At 59.2% G+C, this 18,447-nt stretch carries 16 protein-coding genes; 4 read left to right on the top strand and 12 right to left on the bottom strand.

The features are described 5' to 3' along the window. Positions 1-151: 151 nt before the first annotated feature. The 3 genes from N1078_RS05790 to N1078_RS05780 all read right to left on the bottom strand — a co-directional run bounded on the left by N1078_RS05790 (position 152) and on the right by N1078_RS05780 (position 2,381). Positions 152-418, bottom strand: a complete 267-nt coding sequence (locus N1078_RS05790; RefSeq protein ID WP_274087252.1) for a DksA/TraR family C4-type zinc finger protein — start codon at positions 416-418, stop codon at positions 152-154. Positions 419-497: 79 nt separating this feature from the next. Beyond that, complete coding sequence (locus tag N1078_RS05785; RefSeq protein WP_274087251.1) at positions 498-1,361, bottom strand: isocitrate lyase/PEP mutase family protein; 864 nt, start codon at positions 1,359-1,361, stop codon at positions 498-500. 231 nt (positions 1,362-1,592) lie between these two features. Beyond that, positions 1,593-2,381, bottom strand: a complete 789-nt coding sequence (locus N1078_RS05780) for a substrate-binding periplasmic protein (RefSeq protein WP_274087250.1) — start codon at positions 2,379-2,381, stop codon at positions 1,593-1,595. 400 nt (positions 2,382-2,781) lie between these two features. Here N1078_RS05780 and N1078_RS05775 point away from each other — a divergent pair, with 400 nt between their 5' ends. From N1078_RS05775 to N1078_RS05765, 3 genes are all read left to right on the top strand, one after another. Then, positions 2,782-3,510: a VC0807 family protein gene (locus N1078_RS05775; protein WP_274087318.1), complete on the top strand. Its 729-nt coding sequence runs from the start codon at positions 2,782-2,784 to the stop codon at positions 3,508-3,510. Positions 3,511-3,534: 24 nt separating this feature from the next. Then, positions 3,535-3,972, top strand: coding sequence for a YqaA family protein (locus N1078_RS05770; protein WP_274087249.1), 438 nt, complete (start codon positions 3,535-3,537; stop codon positions 3,970-3,972). Positions 3,973-4,234: 262 nt separating this feature from the next. Then, positions 4,235-5,500 carry an Hsp70 family protein gene (locus N1078_RS05765; protein ID WP_274087248.1) on the top strand — a complete coding sequence of 422 codons (1,266 nt, stop codon included), beginning with the start codon at positions 4,235-4,237 and terminating at the stop codon, positions 5,498-5,500. 159 nt (positions 5,501-5,659) lie between these two features. On the opposite strand, the gene N1078_RS05760 is transcribed toward N1078_RS05765, so the two are convergent. Further along, a complete protein-coding gene (locus N1078_RS05760) occupies positions 5,660-7,978 on the bottom strand; it encodes a YgiQ family radical SAM protein (protein WP_274087317.1) in 2,319 nt (772 codons plus the stop codon). 201 nt (positions 7,979-8,179) lie between these two features. On the opposite strand from N1078_RS05760, the gene N1078_RS05755 reads away from it, so the two are divergent. After that, positions 8,180-10,090, top strand: coding sequence for a diguanylate cyclase domain-containing protein (locus N1078_RS05755; protein WP_411912060.1), 1,911 nt, complete (start codon positions 8,180-8,182; stop codon positions 10,088-10,090). Between the two features lies 1 nt (position 10,091). Here the strand turns inward: N1078_RS05755 and alr are convergent, their stop codons facing one another. The 8 genes from alr to rnr all read right to left on the bottom strand — a co-directional run bounded on the left by alr (position 10,092) and on the right by rnr (position 18,404). Further along, positions 10,092-11,171 carry an alanine racemase gene (gene alr, locus N1078_RS05750; protein ID WP_274087247.1) on the bottom strand — a complete coding sequence of 360 codons (1,080 nt, stop codon included), beginning with the start codon at positions 11,169-11,171 and terminating at the stop codon, positions 10,092-10,094. 101 nt (positions 11,172-11,272) lie between these two features. Then, positions 11,273-12,667, bottom strand: a complete 1,395-nt coding sequence (dnaB, locus tag N1078_RS05745; protein WP_274087246.1) for a replicative DNA helicase — start codon at positions 12,665-12,667, stop codon at positions 11,273-11,275. A gap of 114 nt (positions 12,668-12,781) precedes the next feature. After that, on the bottom strand, positions 12,782-13,231 hold the full coding sequence (rplI, locus tag N1078_RS05740) for a 50S ribosomal protein L9 (protein WP_274087245.1): 450 nt from the start codon (positions 13,229-13,231) through the stop codon (positions 12,782-12,784). A gap of 21 nt (positions 13,232-13,252) precedes the next feature. Then, positions 13,253-14,146: a hypothetical protein gene (locus tag N1078_RS05735; RefSeq protein ID WP_274087244.1), complete on the bottom strand. Its 894-nt coding sequence runs from the start codon at positions 14,144-14,146 to the stop codon at positions 13,253-13,255. 36 nt (positions 14,147-14,182) lie between these two features. Beyond that, a complete protein-coding gene (gene rpsR, locus N1078_RS05730) occupies positions 14,183-14,413 on the bottom strand; it encodes a 30S ribosomal protein S18 (protein ID WP_069519637.1) in 231 nt (76 codons plus the stop codon). A 28-nt stretch (positions 14,414-14,441) separates the two neighbouring features. Further along, positions 14,442-14,864: a 30S ribosomal protein S6 gene (rpsF, locus tag N1078_RS05725; RefSeq protein WP_274087243.1), complete on the bottom strand. Its 423-nt coding sequence runs from the start codon at positions 14,862-14,864 to the stop codon at positions 14,442-14,444. A 250-nt stretch (positions 14,865-15,114) separates the two neighbouring features. Then, entirely contained in the window at positions 15,115-15,870 is a 756-nt protein-coding gene (gene rlmB, locus N1078_RS05720; RefSeq protein WP_274087242.1) for a 23S rRNA (guanosine(2251)-2'-O)-methyltransferase RlmB, read from the bottom strand. Beyond that, positions 15,867-18,404: a ribonuclease R gene (rnr, locus tag N1078_RS05715; RefSeq protein ID WP_274087241.1), complete on the bottom strand. Its 2,538-nt coding sequence runs from the start codon at positions 18,402-18,404 to the stop codon at positions 15,867-15,869. The genes rlmB and rnr overlap by 4 nt, the downstream gene beginning before the upstream one ends. Between the last annotated feature and the right edge of the window lie 43 nt (positions 18,405-18,447).

The following is an 18,447-nucleotide window of genomic DNA, read 5'->3' as shown; positions in this document are numbered from 1 at the left end:
ACCGACCATGCGTAGGGTGCACGTGGGTAACTCGTGAGGATAGCGTCACGCAAAGCAGTAACCATCAAGCGGCCTCTAGCTGAAGGTGGTTATTGGCGAAAAGTATAGATGAACACTCTGCTGGCTACAGACCAGCCCCACGCCCGCTCAATCAGCGCAGCTGACTGTCTTTGCTACCGCGCCGGTTGATGCCGCCACTGGCTTTCTGCTGTTGATCATCCGCGTCCTGGCAGGCCACGCATAGCCTCACACCGGGCACAGCCTGGCGTCGCGCGTCAGGAATGCGCGCATCGCACACCTCGCAGTGCGTCAGGCTCTCGCCACTGGGCAGTTGGCTACGGGCGCGCTGGACGGCGTCCGCGATGGTGCTGTCGATCTGTTCCTGTACCGCGCCGTCATTACTCCAACCACCGGCCATGATCACCTCCACATGCGTTGCCCTGAGGAGAAGATATGAACGTCACTGAGGCTGATTACAAGCGCAGGTGATCGGCGGCCTATTCGTTCACGTTCATAAACTCTTCAGCCCAGACGATGTAGTCCTCGGGCTGGGTGTAGGTATGCGTCAACTCAGTCGCGCTGAGATCACTGGACTGCGCCCCACGCTGCTCACGCAGGCAGTCATAGGTCGCCTTGATGGCGGCGAAGTAGGCGGCATGGCCATTGACCACAATGCGCACGCCGAGCTTGGCCAGACGTTGGTTGTCACGCAGTTTCGGATTGCCGTAGGTCACCAGCATCAGCGGCACGCTCAAGGCGGCGGATATCTTCTCCAGATGGGCAAAATCCTCTACACCGACAATGCAGATGGCATCGGCACCGGCCGCCTGATAGGCCTGGGTGCGCTGTATCACCTGCTCAACGCTAAGCACGCCGGCATGGGTTCGCGCGATGATGGCCAGGTCTGGGTCGATCCGCGCCTCCAGCGCAGCTCGGATCTTGCCGACACCTTCGGCCACGCTGATCAGGTCCGTGGACTTGCGCCCAAACTGCGCCGGCAACAGGGTGTCTTCGATGGTCAACGCAGCAATCCCCGCGCGCTCCAACTCAACCACGGTACGCATCACGTTGAGTGCATTGCCATAGCCGTGGTCGGCATCGGCGATCACCGGCAAGCGGCTGACTCGGCCAATACGGGTAGCCTGCTCGACAAACTCGCTGAGGGTGATCAGGGCAAAGTCCGGCGCGGCCAGAACTTGTAGTGAAGCTACAGAACCGCCCAGGATGCCCACTTCAAAGCCGAGATCGGCAGCAATGCGCGCCGCCATGGGGTCGAACACCGAGGCCGTGTGATAGCAGCTATTTGAGGCAAGAAGCGCGCGAAACTGCGCGCGAAGGTCATGATGCGAGGCTCTTTGCATGGAAGTGCACCATTGCTCGTTTTTGGTTTTGGCGAGCAATTATGTAGTAAAACTACATAATCAGCCAGCCGGCCTTACGCCGATCCCACAGCGCAAACCGCAAAACTTTGTGGGCACCCCGCATTCGACAGGCACTTAGCGCGGCCAAATAGAAAGCCACTCGGCATATACAGGAAGGTTTTGCAGGCAAGGCGCCGGGCATAAGCAGGCTCAATCCATCGGCACTGGCCATCACTGGCCCGGCAAGTCGTTGCTAAGGGCGGGTACGGGCGCCAAGGCCTCCAAACTGAAGGGTTCGCTAAACCAGCGCTGGTGAATCTTTTGCAAACTGCCATCACGACCAGCCTGCTCAAGCGCGTGTTGCCAACGCTGCACCAGCGCCGGGTCGGAGCTCTTGGAAAAGCCGATATAGGAATTGTTAGCCATAAAGGTGAACTGCAACTCAACCTCTTCAGGGCGCATGCCTTGCTGCGCGAGCATCTCAGCCAACACCAAGTTACTCGCCACCATTAACTCGCTGCGCCCATGCTTGAACATCTTCACCATGTGCTGTGGCGTCGGCACGCCGTGGAGGTTTTTCAGCCCCAGCCCGCGCAGGTATTCGTAGGAATACCAGCGTTTTGGCAGCACCAGTGAACTAAACCGTTCGAGATCCTTTAGCTCACGTATCGCCAACCCAGCCCCACGCCGGGCATAGAAACTGGTACGCCCCTGCGCAATCGGCCCAACCCACTGGAACAGCGCTTCGCGCTCAGGCGTGCGCACCATGGCGAACAAGCCACTATTCGCCTCACGGCGTATCTGATGATAACCACGGGTCCAGGGCACCAGCTCGATCCGAGTAGCCTGCCCGGTCCGCTCAACCAGCAACTCGACCACTTCCACCGCCATACCGGTTAGCCGGCCATTGTCGCTATAGCTCAGCGGGCGGTACTCCTCGGTATACAGGCGTAACTCAGCCGCCAACGCGGATGCGCCACAGCCAAACAGAAACACACCCAGCCAGAACGTAAACCTCATGGAGCACGACCTAAAAACTTGAAAAACTGCCCCATAAACCATCGCAGGGAGCCCGCGCGGCGGGCACACGAATGGCTAGTAGGGGAAGGTACGCCAGCTGCAGCAGCGGCTATCTAGACTTATACAGACATAGTTGACGCATCAGCATTACGCCAAAGCCTAGCGGTGCCTCGCGCGCTGTCACGCACAGTAAAGCCTAACCGTCGCGCTATCGATATCACTTTAGTATCAGACACTTAACCTCGCCAAATGCTAGGCGAGGGGGCGACAGCCAGAAATCGCAGATGGCCACTGCAATCGCCGCCCCACTCATATTTTTTCACACTCAAGGCGACGGCTGGGCTGGTAGCCGCCGCTCAAGCAGGCGATGATCGCGCTTCTTTCCTGCACCTTGAACGACATGACCGATACCACGCCAAACAATCAAGCCGCACACAAACCCCGCCCGCTGATCGACTTGCTCGTCAGCATCGTGATTCCCTCGCTGATCCTGATGAAGCTCAGTGGCGAAAGCAGGCTGGGCGCCGATGGTGCGCTGATATTGGCACTGGCCTTCCCGCTGGGTTGGGGCAGCTTTGAGCTGCTCAAGTACCGCAAATTCAACTTTATTGCCCTGCTCGGCCTCGTCAGCGTGCTGCTTACCGGCGGTATCGGCCTGCTCAAGCTGGACAACCAGTGGCTGGCAATCAAAGAAGCGGCAATCCCAGGAATCATCGGTATCGCCGTGCTGGTTTCAACCCGCACCCGCTACCCGCTGATCCGCACCATGCTGTTTAACAAAGCCGTGCTCAATGTCGACAAGATCCATGAGTGCCTGGAGCAGGCGGGTAATACCCCGCAGTTCGAAGCACGCCTGCTCCGGGCCACATACTGGCTAAGCGGCACCTTCTTCTTTTCATCGGCGATGAACTACGTACTGGCCAAGTGGATTGTCATCAGCCCGGCAGGTAGCGAGGCGTTCAATGACGAGCTGGGGCGGATGAACCTGCTCAGCTACCCAATGATTGCGATCCCCTCGATGATCATGCTGATGGCCATCTTCTATTACCTGTGGCGCACCATCCACGGCCTCACCGGCCTCAAACTGGAAGACGTCATGGCCAATCCCGAACAGGAAAAGCAGCCTTAAGCGACGCGGCCCGACACTGAACCGATGCTGACCCTTTCAGCCTATCTGGGCCTGTTTATTTCGGCGCTGGGTGCCGCCACACTGCTGCCGTTGCAATCGGAAAGCGTGCTGGTGGCGCTGCTGCTGAGCGACGCCTACTGGCCCTGGATGCTCGTGGCCGTGGCTAGCGTAGGTAACGTCCTCGGCGCTCTGCTCAACTGGCTACTCGGCCGCTACCTCGAACACTTCCGCCATAAACCCTGGTTCCCGGTCAGCGAGGCGCGCCTGCAACAAGCGCAGCGCGGTTATGCGCGTTACGGCCGCTGGGCGCTGCTGTTGAGCTGGGTGCCGGTGATAGGTGATCCACTGACCCTGGTGGCCGGGGTCATGCGCGAACGGCTGTGGGTCTTCCTGCTGATCGTCAGCCTGGCGAAAACCGCTCGTTATGCCGTATTGGCGGCGTTGACCCTCGGCTGGCGCTAGCCGCGGTCGCGCCACTCACGCCCGCCCGCAACGGCTGACGCACTCAGCCTGACAACGTTGCCAAGCAAAAACGCCAAGTGGATAACCGGGGGCAGCATTGCGCGGCGCACTCGCATAGAATGCGCGGCCGTTTTTTGTGTTCAGCACATTCCTGTGCGTCACCCTCTTCGGGGCTTGTGCGCAATACCGCTCCCGGCCATGCCTTGAGCCGCCGCTCGCACTCTCACAATCTCCCGGTCATTTTTCAGGAACAGCGCGCCGCATGATTCTCTCTACTCCCGCCCGCGCCTGCGGCATCGATTTCGGCACATCCAACTCCACTGTCGGCTGGCTACGGCCGGACGCTGAGACGCTGATCCCGCTTGAGGACGGCAAAATCACCCTACCATCGGTGGTGTTTTTCAATATGGAGGAGCGCCGCCCGGTGTATGGCCGCCTGGCGCTGCAGGAATACCTGGAAGGCTATGAAGGCCGCCTGATGCGCTCGCTGAAAAGCCTGCTGGGCAGCAAACTGCTGAAAAGCGAAACCACGGTGCTCGGCAGTGCCCTGCCGTTCAAGGACCTGCTGGGTTTCTTTATCGGCGAGCTGAAAAAGCGCGCCGAGCACGCCGCCGACCGGCCGTTTGAAGAGGTGGTGCTGGGCCGCCCGGTGTTCTTCGTGGATGACGACCCGATCGCCGACCTGGAAGCCCAGAACACACTCGTGGCCGTGGCACACAAGCTCGGTTTCAAGGAAGTGTCGTTCCAGTACGAGCCAATCGCCGCCGCTTTCGACTACGAGTCAGGCATCAGTCAGGAAGAGCTGGTGCTGATCGTCGACATTGGCGGGGGTACCTCGGACTTCTCCCTGGTGCGCCTTGCACCGGAGCGGCGTAACGTCGCCGACCGCAGCAGCGACATTCTCGCCACCGGCGGCGTGCATATCGGCGGTACTGATTTCGACAAGCAGCTCTCCCTGGCTGGCGTAATGCCGCTGTTTGGCTATGGCAGCCGGATGAAAAGCGCCGCACCAATGCCCACCAGCACCCACCTCAATCTGGCGACCTGGCACACCATCAACGCGGTGTACTCCGCGCAGTCGCAGCGCCAGCTGCAAAGCATGCGCTACGACATTGTCGACCCCACGGGCATTGACCGCCTGTTCCAGCTGATTGAGCGGCGCGACGGCCATTGGCTGGCCATGCAAGTGGAAGACAGCAAGATCGCCCTCACCGAGCAGGAGGCGCGCCCCATCGACCTCAGCCGCCTGGAAGCCGGACTGGTCGCAGAACTGACTCGCGAGCTGTTTGAGGACGCCATTGAGCCGCTGCTGGAGCGGGTGCGCGCCAGTGTCACCCAGCTTCTCAGCGATGCCGGCGTGAGCGTCGAACAAGTCAATACAGTGTTCTTTACCGGTGGTTCCAGTGGCATTCCGGCGTTGCGCCAGAGCGTGGCGGCCATGCTGCCGAATGCCCACCATGTGGAAGGCAACACCTTCGGCAGCATTGGCAGCGGCCTAGCGATTGAAGCGCAGAAGCGCTACGGCTGAGGCTGTAGGATGGGTTGAGCGCAGCGATACCCATCAAAGACCTGATGGGTATCGCCGCTACGCGACGAACCCATCCTACGGCTGTGAAGTCCCTCAACACCTATAACCGACGCCATAAAAAACGCCAGCTCAGTGCTGGCGTTTTTTATGGGCGCAGGATCAGCGCGGCACAGCTGGCTTCTTCACCGGCTTCTTGCCTTTGCCTTTAGCGGCATCGGAACGTTCTTTGGCCGCCTGCTGGTTACGCGCCTGCGCGGCCGCTTTGGCCTGCTCACGCTTGTCCCAAGGGTTGCCGCCTGCCGCGCCGGTATCACGCGGCGGCAAGCCGGTGTGCTGAGTCAGCATCGGCTTGCTCTTGGCAGCGGAAGCTCCCGCCACTTTCTTACTACCGGCCGGCGTCGAGTTTTTCCGCCGCGCACTTTGGTAGCCGTCGGTAGCTGGCTGATGCAGTGGGATCAGCTGATTCTTACCCGGCCCGATCAGGTCGGCACGACCCATGCGGATCAGCGCCTCACGCAGCATCGGCCAGCCTTTCGGGTCGTGGTAACGCAGGAAGGCCTTGTGCAGGCGGCGCTGATCTTCGCTTTTTACAATGGCCACGCCGTCGCTTTTGTAGCTGACCTTGCGCAGCGGATTCTTGCCCGAGTGATACATGGCCGTGGCGGTAGCCATCGGCGACGGGTAGAACGCCTGCACCTGGTCGGCACGGAAGCCATTACCTTTTAGCCACAAGGCCAGGTTCATCATGTCTTCATCGGTGGTGCCCGGGTGCGCAGCGATAAAGTACGGGATCAGGTACTGCTCTTTGCCCGCCTCTTTCGAGTACTTCTCGAACATGCGCTTGAACTTGTCATAGCTGCCAATGCCCGGCTTCATCATCTGATTCAGCGGGCCTTCCTCGGTGTGTTCCGGGGCGATCTTCAGGTAGCCACCAACGTGATGGGTGACCAGCTCCTTCACGTACTCCGGTGACTCGACAGCCAGGTCATAGCGCAGACCGGAGGCGATCAGAATCTTCTTCACCCCCGGCAACGCGCGGGCGCTGCGGTACAGCTGAATCAAGCTGGAGTGATCGGTATTCAGGTTCGGGCAGATACCGGGGAACACGCAACTTGGCTTGCGGCAGGCGGATTCAATCTCCGGGCTCTTGCAGGCGATGCGGTACATGTTCGCCGTCGGCCCGCCGAGGTCGGAAATCACCCCGGTAAAGCCCGGCACCTTGTCGCGGATTTCTTCGATCTCGCGGATGATCGACTCTTCCGAGCGGTTCTGGATGATCCGCCCTTCGTGCTCAGTGATGGAGCAGAAGGTACAGCCGCCGAAGCAGCCACGCATGATGTTCACCGAGAAGCGGATCATGTCGTAGGCCGGGATTTTCTCCTTGCCATAGACCGGGTGCGGCACGCGCGCATAGGGCATGCCGAACACGTAGTCCATTTCCTCGGTGGTCATCGGGATGGGTGGCGGGTTGAACCACACGTCCACTTCGCCGTGCTTCTGTACCAGCGCGCGGGCGTTGCCCGGGTTGGTTTCCAGGTGCAGCACGCGGTTGGCGTGGGCATACAGAACCGGGTCGTTGCGCACTTTTTCCATCGACGGCAGACGGATTACCGTCTTGTCGCGGGTCATGCGCGGGCTGGCCAATATCTGCACAACCTGCGGCTCGTTCGGGTCTTCAGCGGGACCTTTCTCTTGCTCGATGGCGCAGGCCTGAGTGTCCTGGGTGTTGACGTACGGGTTGATGATCTTGTCGATCTTGCCCGGCCGGTCGATGCGCGTGGAGTCCACCTCATACCAGCCTTGCGGCGTATCCCGGCGAATAAACGCGGTGCCGCGCACGTCGGTGATGTCTTCGACCTTCTGCCCGTAGGACAAACGCTGGGCCACTTCAACGATGGCGCGCTCAGCGTTGCCGTACAACAGGATGTCGGCGCTGGCGTCGATCAGGATCGAGTTACGCACGCGGTCTTGCCAGTAATCGTAATGAGCGATGCGGCGCAGCGAGGCTTCGATGCCGCCAAGCACGATCGGTACGTGCTTGTAGGCTTCCTTGCAGCGCTGGCTGTACACCAGACTGGCACGATCCGGACGCTTACCGGCCAGACCGCCAGGGGTGTAAGCATCGTCCGAGCGGATCTTCTTGTCGGCGGTGTAACGGTTGATCATCGAGTCCATGTTGCCGGCCGCGACGCCGAAGAACAGGTTCGGCTCGCCGAGCTTCATGAAATCGTCTTTCGACTGCCAATTTGGCTGCGCGATGATGCCGACGCGAAAGCCCTGGGACTCCAGCAGCCGGCCGATGATCGCCATACCAAACGAAGGGTGATCGACATAGGCATCGCCGGTGACAATGATGATGTCGCAGCTGTCCCAGCCAAGCTGATCCATCTCTTCCCGACTCATCGGCAGGAAAGGCGCTGGCCCGAAACACTCGGCCCAGTACTTTGGATAATCGAATAACGGCTTGGCGGTTTGCATGGACATGGAAAGTGACCGGCGTTGACGAACAGGGATGGTAAATCGCGGCCGCGGAATATAGCACAAAATTTAACCAAACCCGACTCAAACGCTAGGTTTAATGACCAATCTGCACCGCGAGGGTGTCGCGGCAACGTAATGGCTTACGACTATACTCGGGTACATAACATCGGCCGCCAATAGCCGGGATTAGGAGCGCATGTGCCGCGACGCTTAGCTTTTTCGACCCTATTCGTGTTGAACCTGGCCCTTGCAAGCGGCCTGGCGCATGCCGCCATTGAGCTGACCACAACAAGCAGCGGCACCGCTCTCAATGACCGAATAGAACTGCTTGAAGATGTTGGCGCTCAGCTGACCATCCGCGACATGGCCGACCCCGCCGTGCAGCGCCGCTTTCAACCGGCGAATGGCCGCGCCAGTGTTGGTCAAAGCCTTAACCCCTGGTGGATAAAAGTCAGCCTGCAGCGCGCAGCCGATGCGCCCGCCCAATGGTGGCTAGAGGTCGGCTCCGTGACCCAGCTGGATCTGCGTTTGTATTGGCCAGGCCCAGACGGCAACTGGCAGGAGCGCCAATCGGGCGAACGCGTCGCCCACCGCGAAGGGCGTGACCACGACTTCAGGCACATGCTGTTCAGGCTGCCCACGCTCGACCAGAACCCCACGACCTTTTACATGCGCAGCTATGACCCGGCCGGCAACTCATTTCCCATGCGCGCCTGGCAACTGGACGATTTGAGCCAGAAAGCGGCGGAAGAAAACATTGCCCTCGGCGTGATCTACGGGATCATTGCGGCACTGTTGCTCTATAACCTGTTCATCTTCTGCAGCCTGCGCGACTCAGCCTACTTCTGGTATGTGCTGACCACCGCTGGCGCTCTGCTGATGATTCTCAGCATGAGCGGCCATGGCTTCCAATACCTATGGCCGGATAACCCCGTGCCATTCTGGCTAGACCGCATCACCCTGCCCTCGCTCTGGGGCTTCTGCGCCACGCGATTCACCCAGTGCCTGATGCAAACCCGCACACACGTGCGCTGGGCCCATCACCTGCTGAATTTTGCGTGCACGTGCTATGTCATTGCGGTCGTTCTGGATGGCCTGGGACAACGCCACATTGCAGCCTGGATCATTGCCCTGCTGTCGCTGACCAGTATCCCAGCGGCCCTGGGCTCGGCATTGATTCGCTGGCGCCAGGGTTACTTTCCGGCTTTTCTCTATCTTTGTGGCTATGGCCTGATCCTCGGCAGCATCAGCCTGGCCCTGATGCGCGCCACCGGCTTGGTGCAACCGGCAACGTGGAATGCCTATGTATTCCCGCTCTCCGTTGCCGCCGAATCAATTCTGTTCTCTTTTGCATTGGCCTACCGCATCCAAACGCTCAAGCAGGAAAGAGCCGAAGCCCTGGAACAGGCCGACCGCGAAAAGACCGCACGTATGGCGCAGATGCAGGGCAGCGCCGACGAGCTGCAAAGCGCGGTCAAACTGCGCACCGCAGAGTTGGCACTGGCCAATCAGCAGCTCAGTGAGCGTGAACGCGAACTGCAGCATGCCGCCTTCCACGACCCTTTGACCGAGCTGCCCAATCGGCGTTTTCTGGTCGAGCGTTGTGAGGCTGCACTGGCCAACGCCCGCCGACACAACGAAGCCACTGCCTTGCTGCTGATTGATCTCGACCATTTCAAACCGATCAACGACAAATATGGCCACGACGCCGGTGACCTGATGCTGCAAACCATCGCCCAGCGTCTACGCGAGCATGTGCGTTCGGGGGATGCGGTGGCGCGCCTGGGCGGCGACGAGTTTGCGGTACTGATCTGCGGGGAAGATGCCGAACAACATGCGCGCGACATTGCCCGCCGCCTGCTGGATGAACTGGCCAGGCCGGTCACCTACGGGGCTGAACGCCTAACCGTGACCATTAGCATTGGCGTGGCGCTCTACCCACGCCACGCCAATGACTTCACCACGCTGTACAAGGCCGCTGACGAAATGCTCTACAAGGTCAAAGGCCAAGGCCGCTCGGGCTCTGCCGTGTGCGGGGAAGATGGCGCGCTGAACAGTAACGAGCGACTGCGACTGGATGTGCTTAATGTGCCAAGCGGACTGGCCTGACTTAGTGACTGCAATAACGCCGCGACACCCGCGCCGTGACCTTGCTGAGCAACTCGTAGCCAATGGTGCCAGCAGCCAGCGCCACTTCATCAACCGGCAACTGCGCGCCCCACAACTCCACCGCATCGCCTATGGCCGCGTCAGGTGCGTCCGTCAGGTCAACGGTCAGCATATCCATAGAGACGCGCCCAACCAGCGCCACGCGGTGACCACCCACAATTACCGGTGTACCGGCAGGCGCATGCCGCGGATAACCATCGGCATAACCGCAACTCACCGTACCGATACGTGAAGGCCGCTCAGCGCGCCAGCTACCGCCATAACCGACAACCTCATCAACGGCCACATCACGACAGGCAATCAGTTGGGCCGTCAGGCTCATCGCTGGGCGCACACCCAACTCCTTGGCCGTCAAGTCGGCGAACGGCGTCGCGCCGTACAGCATGATGCCGGGGCGCAGCCAATCCATATGCGCCGCCGGAATGGTCAAAATCGCCGCAGAGTTGGCCAACGAGCGCTGGGCAAAATCCAGATCCAACAGATCGAGAAACTGCTCAAGCTGGTGCTCGGTGGCTTCACTGCCGCGCTCATCTGCGCAGGCAAAGTGGCTGATCAGGTTCAACTCAGCGACTTGTTCCGCACCGCTTAAACACCCGTACCAGTCACGCAGTTGTGCGGCATTGAAGCCTAGGCGATGCATGCCGCTGTCGAGTTTCAACCAGACATTCAGTGGCCGGTTCAACGTGGCCGCAAGCAACTGCTGCGCTTGCTGCTCACTGTGCACCACCACATCCAGCCCCAGTTGCGCGGCAAACTGGTATTCGTTTGCATCAAAGCAGCCTTCCAGCAGCAGAATGCGCGCCTCACCCTGCAGCGCTCGCACCTCGGCGGCCTCCTCCAGGCAGGCCACAGCAAAGCCGTCAGCCAGATCATGCAGCGCCGTCACCACCTCACGCACGCCATGCCCATAGGCATTCGCCTTGACCACCGCAAACGCCTGCCGGCCGGGCGCGCAGCGTTTTGCCACGGCATAGTTCTGAGTAATCGCAGACAAATCGATGGTGGCAACAAGCGGGCGCATGGAGGCAATGTCCTTAAAGCAAAACGGGCGGCCAGTTTACCCACTGGTCGCCCGCTTTTATTGATCTAGCGCGATAACTCGTTGCGTTGCCCGTTTCCGCCTTACTCGTCGTCGAACTGGTAGCTGCCCGGCGCCAAGTTCTCGAAGCGCGAATACTTACCAAGGAACGCCAGCCGCGCTGTACCCAAGGGACCATTACGCTGCTTACCGATGATGATTTCAGCCACGCCCTTATATTCCGTTTCAGGGTGATACACCTCGTCGCGGTAAACGAACATGATGATGTCGGCGTCCTGCTCGATCGCACCGGACTCACGCAAGTCGGAGTTGATCGGGCGCTTATTCGGGCGCTGTTCCAGGCCACGGTTTAGCTGTGACAGGGCAATCACCGGGCAGTTGAACTCCTTGGCCAGAGCCTTCAGCGAGCGAGAGATTTCGGAAATCTCATTGACTCGGCTGTCACCGCTGGAGCCCGGAATCTGCATCAGCTGCAGGTAGTCGACCATGATCAGGCCAATTTCGCCGTGTTCACGGGCCAGACGCCGCGTCCGCGCACGCATTTCCGAAGGCGAAATACCGGCAGTGTCGTCGATAAACAGCTTGCGGTCATTGAGCAGGTTGACCGCCGAGGTCAGGCGCGGCCAATCATCATCATCCAACCGCCCCGCACGCACCTTGGTCTGGTCGATACGCCCCAAGGACGCCAGCATACGCATGACGATGGAGTCGGACGGCATCTCCAGCGAGTAGACCATCACCACCTTGTCGCTGCGCATCAAGGCGTTTTCCACCAGGTTCATGGCGAAGGTGGTCTTACCCATGGAAGGTCGGCCGGCGACGATTATCAGGTCGGCCGGCTGCAAGCCACTGGTCAGGTCGTCCAGGTCATTAAACCCGGTGGACAAGCCCGTGATCGCATCACCGCTATTGAACAGGGTGTCGATACGGTCGATGGCCTTGACCAGAATATCGTTGATCCCGACCGGCCCACCGGTCTTCGGCCGTGCCTCGGCGATCTGAAAGATCAGCCGCTCGGCCTCATCGAGAATTTCTACCCCGGTGCGACCTTGCGGCATATAGGCGCTGTCGGCAATTTCGCCACTGATGCCGATCAACTGGCGCAAGGTGGCGCGCTCACGAATGATCCGCGCATAGGCCTTGATGTTGGCCACCGAGGGGATGTTTTTCGCCAATTCGCCGAGATAGGCCAACCCACCGACTTGCGACAGCTGACCTTCCTGGTCCAACTGCTCGGATACGGTGACCACGTCAAACGGGTGATTGCGCTCGGCCAGCTTGAAAATCGCACGGAAGATCAGGCGGTGATCATGCCGATAGAAGTCACCGTCGGACACCGCATCGAGCACTCGCTCCCAAGAATTATTGTCGAGCATCAAGCCCCCCAGCACGGCTTGCTCAGCCTCGATCGAGTGCGGTGGCACCTTCAGGGCTGAGGTTTGCAGGTCGTACTGTTCGGGCAGGCTGATGTCGTTCATAAGGCTCGGAAAAGAATTCTGTATTTGAAAAACAAAGGGCACGGCATCGCTTTCGCAAGGCCGTGCCCGATGTTAGCGAGCTTGCACCTAAGTGCAAGCCCGTTGAGCAGCCAGTTAAACGGCGGCTACAACAACAACCTTAACGGTTGCTTCAACGTCGCTGTGCAGGTGCACGGCTACGTCGTATTCGCCAACTTGGCGAATGGTGCCGTTCGGCAGACGCACTTCAGCTTTAGCCACTTCAACGCCGGAGGCGGTCAGGGCTTCAGCGATGTCGTGAGTACCGATGGAACCGAACAGTTTGCCTTCATCGCCCGCAGTAGCGGTGATGGTGACTTCCAGTTCAGCCAACTGAGCAGCACGGGATTCAGCGTACGCTTTCTTCTCGGTAGCCAGTTTTTCCAGCTCGGCGCGACGCGCTTCGAACGTTGCAATGTTTGCAGCGGTAGCAGCAGTCGCTTTGCCTTGCGGCAGCAGGAAGTTACGACCGTAACCGGCCTTAACATTCACTTTATCGCCCAGGTTGCCCAGGTTGGCGATTTTTTCCAGCAGGATCAGTTCCATTTGGTAATAACCTCTTAACTTTTAACCTTCACCGTCCGCGGGGCCCGAGCCTTGTTTACGCTCAAAGCGACCACGAAAATCAAACAGACTGTCGACAATGGCCAAAACCACCAGTAACGGATAAGTCAGCTGCATAAACAGCAACAGCGTGATGTACAACCCAACCAGCCAGAACTTGCCCAGCCGACCTTGCGCCACCACCCCATGCAACAGGGCGATACCCGCAAACGCCAACGGCACACTGCACAACGGCGTCAACATGGCCATTTGCGGACCCAGGTTGGGCCCCAACAGCATGCCGACCAGCAGCAACATCGCCAGCGGTGGTGGGAGGCGTAGGGCGCGAAACTCGCGGCCAAAACCACCCGGGTTATACAACTGCGCCTGCCAGAAACGCCCAAGCATCAGGCTCAACAGGCTGACTATCTGCAACAACGCCGCGATCAAACCGGTCAGCACCGGTGCAATCAGGCTATCCAGACGCGCTCGCTCATCCACCGACATCTGCTGGTGAACCCCATCGAGCATTTGCGGCATGAGCTTTTGCAGCTCAAGCGCCATTGCGTCGATGGGTTCGCGGAATACCGCACCCAAGACCAGCCCATACACCAGGCCCAATGCCACGCTGCACAGCAGCACACGATTCCAGGACAGGTTAGCGCGCAACAACAACGCCAACCCCAGCGCACCGAGCAACACCAAAAGGGTGCGCGGCTCACCAAAATACCACCAGCCAATAGCCGGCAGCAGCGCCCAGGCGAGGATGCCAACAGCATCACTCCAACCGCGCCGCAGAAGCACCAGGCTTCCAGCGGCAGCACTTAACCAGAACAACAGCGGCAATGCCGCAGAAACCACCACTACGAGAGTGGCCTGCATACGGCCGCGCATAATGAATTCAGCTAAGGCGCGCATGCGATTAATCCCTTACTTCTTGTCGAACATCCGGTCTCAGCGGCCGTGGCTGTCGGTGTAAGGCAGCAGGGCCAGGAAGCGGGCGCGCTTGATAGCGGTAGCCAGCTGACGCTGATAACGAGCCTTAGTACCGGTGATACGGCTAGGAACGATCTTGCCGGTTTCCGAGATGTAAGCTTTCAGCGTGTTGAGATCTTTGAAATCGATCTCTTTCACTTCTTCTGCGGTGAAACGGCAGAATTTACGACGACGGAAGAAACGTGCCATGAGAGTGGCTCCTCAATAGATCCGTGGATTACTCGTCAGCGTTGTCGCTGTCGTTGTTGTCGCTGTCATCGCCATCAGTAGCATCGGCGTTTTCAGGACGGTCACGACGCTCACGGCGCTCACTGCGGTTTTCTTCGGCCTTGAGCATCTCGGACTGGTCGATAACGGCCTCGTCGCGACGGATGACCAGGTTACGGATCACGGCATCGTTGTAACGGAAGTTGTCTTCCAGCTCAGCCAGGGCTTTGCCAGTGCACTCAACGTTAAGCATCACGTAGTGAGCTTTGTGGACGTTGTTGATGGCGTAAGCCAGCTGACGACGACCCCAATCTTCCAGGCGGTGAATCTTGCCGCCGTCTTCTTCGATCAGCTTGGTGTAACGCTCAACCATGCCGCCGACTTGCTCGCTCTGGTCCGGGTGAACCAGAAAGATGATTTCGTAATGACGCATAAATGCTCCTTACGGGTTGTAGCCTGCCGCGAAATGCGGTCAGGCAAGGAGTGAATTTCACTTGTTTGTCTTGCTGAAACAGAAAGGCGCAAAAACGCCTGCCGTAGCGGCAAGGGGCAACATTCTAGTGAAGCCCCCTGCCGCACGCAAGGCGAACTGGTGATTATTTGAACAATCCCGCGCCCATGAGAAACCTAAACCGCCGGTTACTCGATATAGCGAGCGCCCTAAAGCGCTCACTACACACGCTCTACTTCTTCTTGCTGCCAGCCTTGCGCTGACGCAATGCCTCAAACAGGCAAACACCGGTCGCCACCGAGACATTGAGGCTGCTGACGCTGCCTGCCATCGGCAACTTGACCAGGTAATCGCAGTGCTCGCGGGTCAAACGACGCATGCCCTTGCCTTCAGCCCCCATGATCAACACGGTCGGTCCGGTAAGGTCATGCTCATACAACTCCATCTCCGCCTCACCAGCGGTACCGACAACCCACAGGCCGCGCTGCTGGAGCTTCTCCAGGCTGCGCGCCAGATTGGTCACGGCTACCAAGGGAATTACCTCAGCCGCACCACAGGCCACCTTACGCACGGTAGCGTTGAGCGTGGCGGACTTGTCCTTCGGCACGATCACCGCCAGCGCACCCGCCGCATCAGCGGTGCGTAGGCAGGCACCGAGGTTATGCGGATCGGTCACGCCGTCGAGCACCAACAACAAAGGCGCCCCTTCGGTGCGATCAAGCAGCTCATCGAGCATCGCCTCACCCCAGACCTGGCTCGGGCTAACATCAGCCACCACCCCCTGATGCACCCCCTCGACCCACGAGTCCATCTCGCGACGCTCGCACTGACCGACCGCAACCCGCGAATCCGCAGCCAAGGCCAGGATCACCTGCACGCGAGGGTCATTACGCCCCTCAGCTAACCAGACTTGCTTGACCCGCTTGGGGTGATGACGCAACAGCGCTTCTACCGCATGCACGCCGTAGATTTTTTCCAGCTGACTCATGACTTCGCCTTACGCTTGCGCGGCCCACTCGACGATGGCGCACCACCCGCAGCGGCACCCTTACGATGGGAACTCGACTTACCCGACTTTGCCGCCGACTCGCCTTTGGACGAACCCTTAGCGGGCTTGCTCTTTGAATCACTGAGCAGCGACTTTTTCAGCGCGCGGCTTTTGTCTACATCAGAGCCCGCCGGCGCTTTACGCTCGCTGCGGCGCCCAGTCTTGCCCGCCGCCGATTCAAAACCGCCGCGACGCGTGCCTGCCGGCACTGCAACCTTCTCTTCGGCCAACTCGAAATCGATCTTGCGCTCATCAAGATCAACGCGCATGACCTTGACCTCAATGCTATCGCCCAGACGGAAGCTGCGCCCACTGCGCTCGCCCGCCAGACGGTGATGCACGGGATCGAAGTGATAGTAATCACCCGGCAAGGCGGTGACGTGCACCAACCCTTCAACGTAGATGTCCTTCAATTCGACGAACAAACCAAAACCGGTCACCGCGGTAATCACACCCGGGAAGGTTTCGCCGACGCGGTCTTTCATAAACTCGCATTTGAGCCAGTTCACAACATCGCGAGTCGCTTCATCGGCACGCCGCTCAGACATTGAGCACTGCTCGCCGAGCTGCTCAAGAATTGCATCATCGTACGGATAAATACGCGCACGCGGCATGATGGCTGCACCCGCGCGCTTTACGTGCGGAGTGTCAAGCTTGGAGCGAATCACGCTGCGAATCGCCCGATGGATCAGCAGATCCGGGTAGCGACGAATCGGCGAGGTGAAGTGTGCGTACGCCTCATAATTCAGACCGAAGTGGCCCTGATTGTCCGCGCTATACACAGCCTGACTGAGCGAGCGCAGCATTACGGTCTGGATCAGGTGGTAATCCGGACGCCCGCGAATGCTTTCCAGCAATTGCTGATAGTCTTTCGGGGTCGGACCGTCCTTGGACTTACCGCGGTGCAGCGACAGCCCCAACTCGGTGAGGAATGCCTTGAGTTTTTCCACACGCTCTGGCGGCGGACCGTCATGCACACGGTATAGCGCAGGGACCTCATGCTTCTGCATAAACGCTGCAGTCGCGACGTTGGCCGCGAGCATGCACTCTTCGATCAACTTGTGCGCATCGTTGCGCTGAGTTGGGCAAATATCCGAGATCTTGCGATCTGCACCGAAGATGATCCGCGTTTCCTGGGTCTCAAAGTCGATGGCGCCGCGCTCATGTCGCGCCGCCAGCAAGACTTGGTACAGCGAATACAGCTGCTTTAGATGCGGCAGCACATCTTTGTATTCGCCGCGCAGAGCTTTGCCTTCAGTGCTTTTCGGCTGTTCAAGCATGGCACTGACCTTGTTGTAGGTCAGGCGCGCATGGGAATGGATCACCGCTTCATAGAACTGGTAGTCGGTCATCTTGCCGGTTTTCGAGATGCTGATCTCGCAGACCATGGCCAAACGATCCACATGCGGATTCAGCGAGCAGAGACCATTGGAGAGCTCTTCTGGCAGCATTGGGATAACGCGCTCGGGGAAGTACACCGAGTTGCCACGCACCTGCGCCTCAGCATCCAGCGCCGAATCGATTTTCACATAATGAGAAACGTCAGCGATGGCGACATAGAGCTTCCAGCCGCCAGAGAACAACCGCCAGTTGCTGCCATTCTTCTCGCAGTAAACCGCGTCATCAAAGTCACGTGCATCTTCGCCATCGATGGTCACGAACGGCAGATGGCGTAGATCAATACGCTTCTCTTTGTCCTTATCTTCGACTTCAGGCTTAAGCTTGCTCGCCTCTTTCACCACCGCGTCCGGCCAGACATGGGGAATATCGTAGCTGCGCAAGGCAACATCGATTTCCATACCCGGTGCCATATAGTTACCAACCACCTCAATCACATCGCCTTGAGGCTGGAAGCGCGTGGTCGGCCAGTGGGTGATCTTCACCTCAACGAACTGCCCTTGCTTGGCGCCAGCATTACGCCCCGGGGTTACCAGCACTTCTTGCTGGATTTTCGGGTTGTCAGCAACGACAAAGCCAACGCCGCTTTCTTCGTAATAGCGACCGACGATGCTTTCGTGAGCGCGACTGATCACCTCGACTACGGCGCCCTCACGACGGCCACGACGGTCAAGGCCGGAGACCCGCGCCAGCGCACGGTCACCATCGAACACCAGGCGCATTTGCGCAGGGCTTAAGAACAGGTCATCGCTGCCGTCATCCGGCACCAGAAAGCCAAAGCCATCGCGGTGACCACTGACACGACCCAGAATCAAATCAAGCTTATCCACCGGCGCATAAGTACCACGACGGGTATAGATCAGCTGACCATCGCGCTCCATGGCGCGTAAACGGCGACGCAGCGCTTCGAGCTGCTCATCAGTTGCCATGCCGAATTCATCGGCCAGCTCTTCCCGGCTCGCCGGGGAGCCACGGTCAGACAAGTGCTGCAGGATCAGCTCGCGACTGGGGATGGGATTTTCGTATTTTTCCGCTTCACGAGCGGCCTCGGGATCGAGGGATTGCCAATCGGCCATTAGAGGTAATTCACCTTATCTACACAAATTCGGTTTGCCATGT

This window comes from Pseudomonas sp. MIL19, assembly GCF_028680365.1.
Classification (GTDB): domain Bacteria; phylum Pseudomonadota; class Gammaproteobacteria; order Pseudomonadales; family Pseudomonadaceae; genus Aquipseudomonas; species Aquipseudomonas spirodelae.
This window is presented reverse-complemented; position numbering and strand designations above follow the sequence as displayed.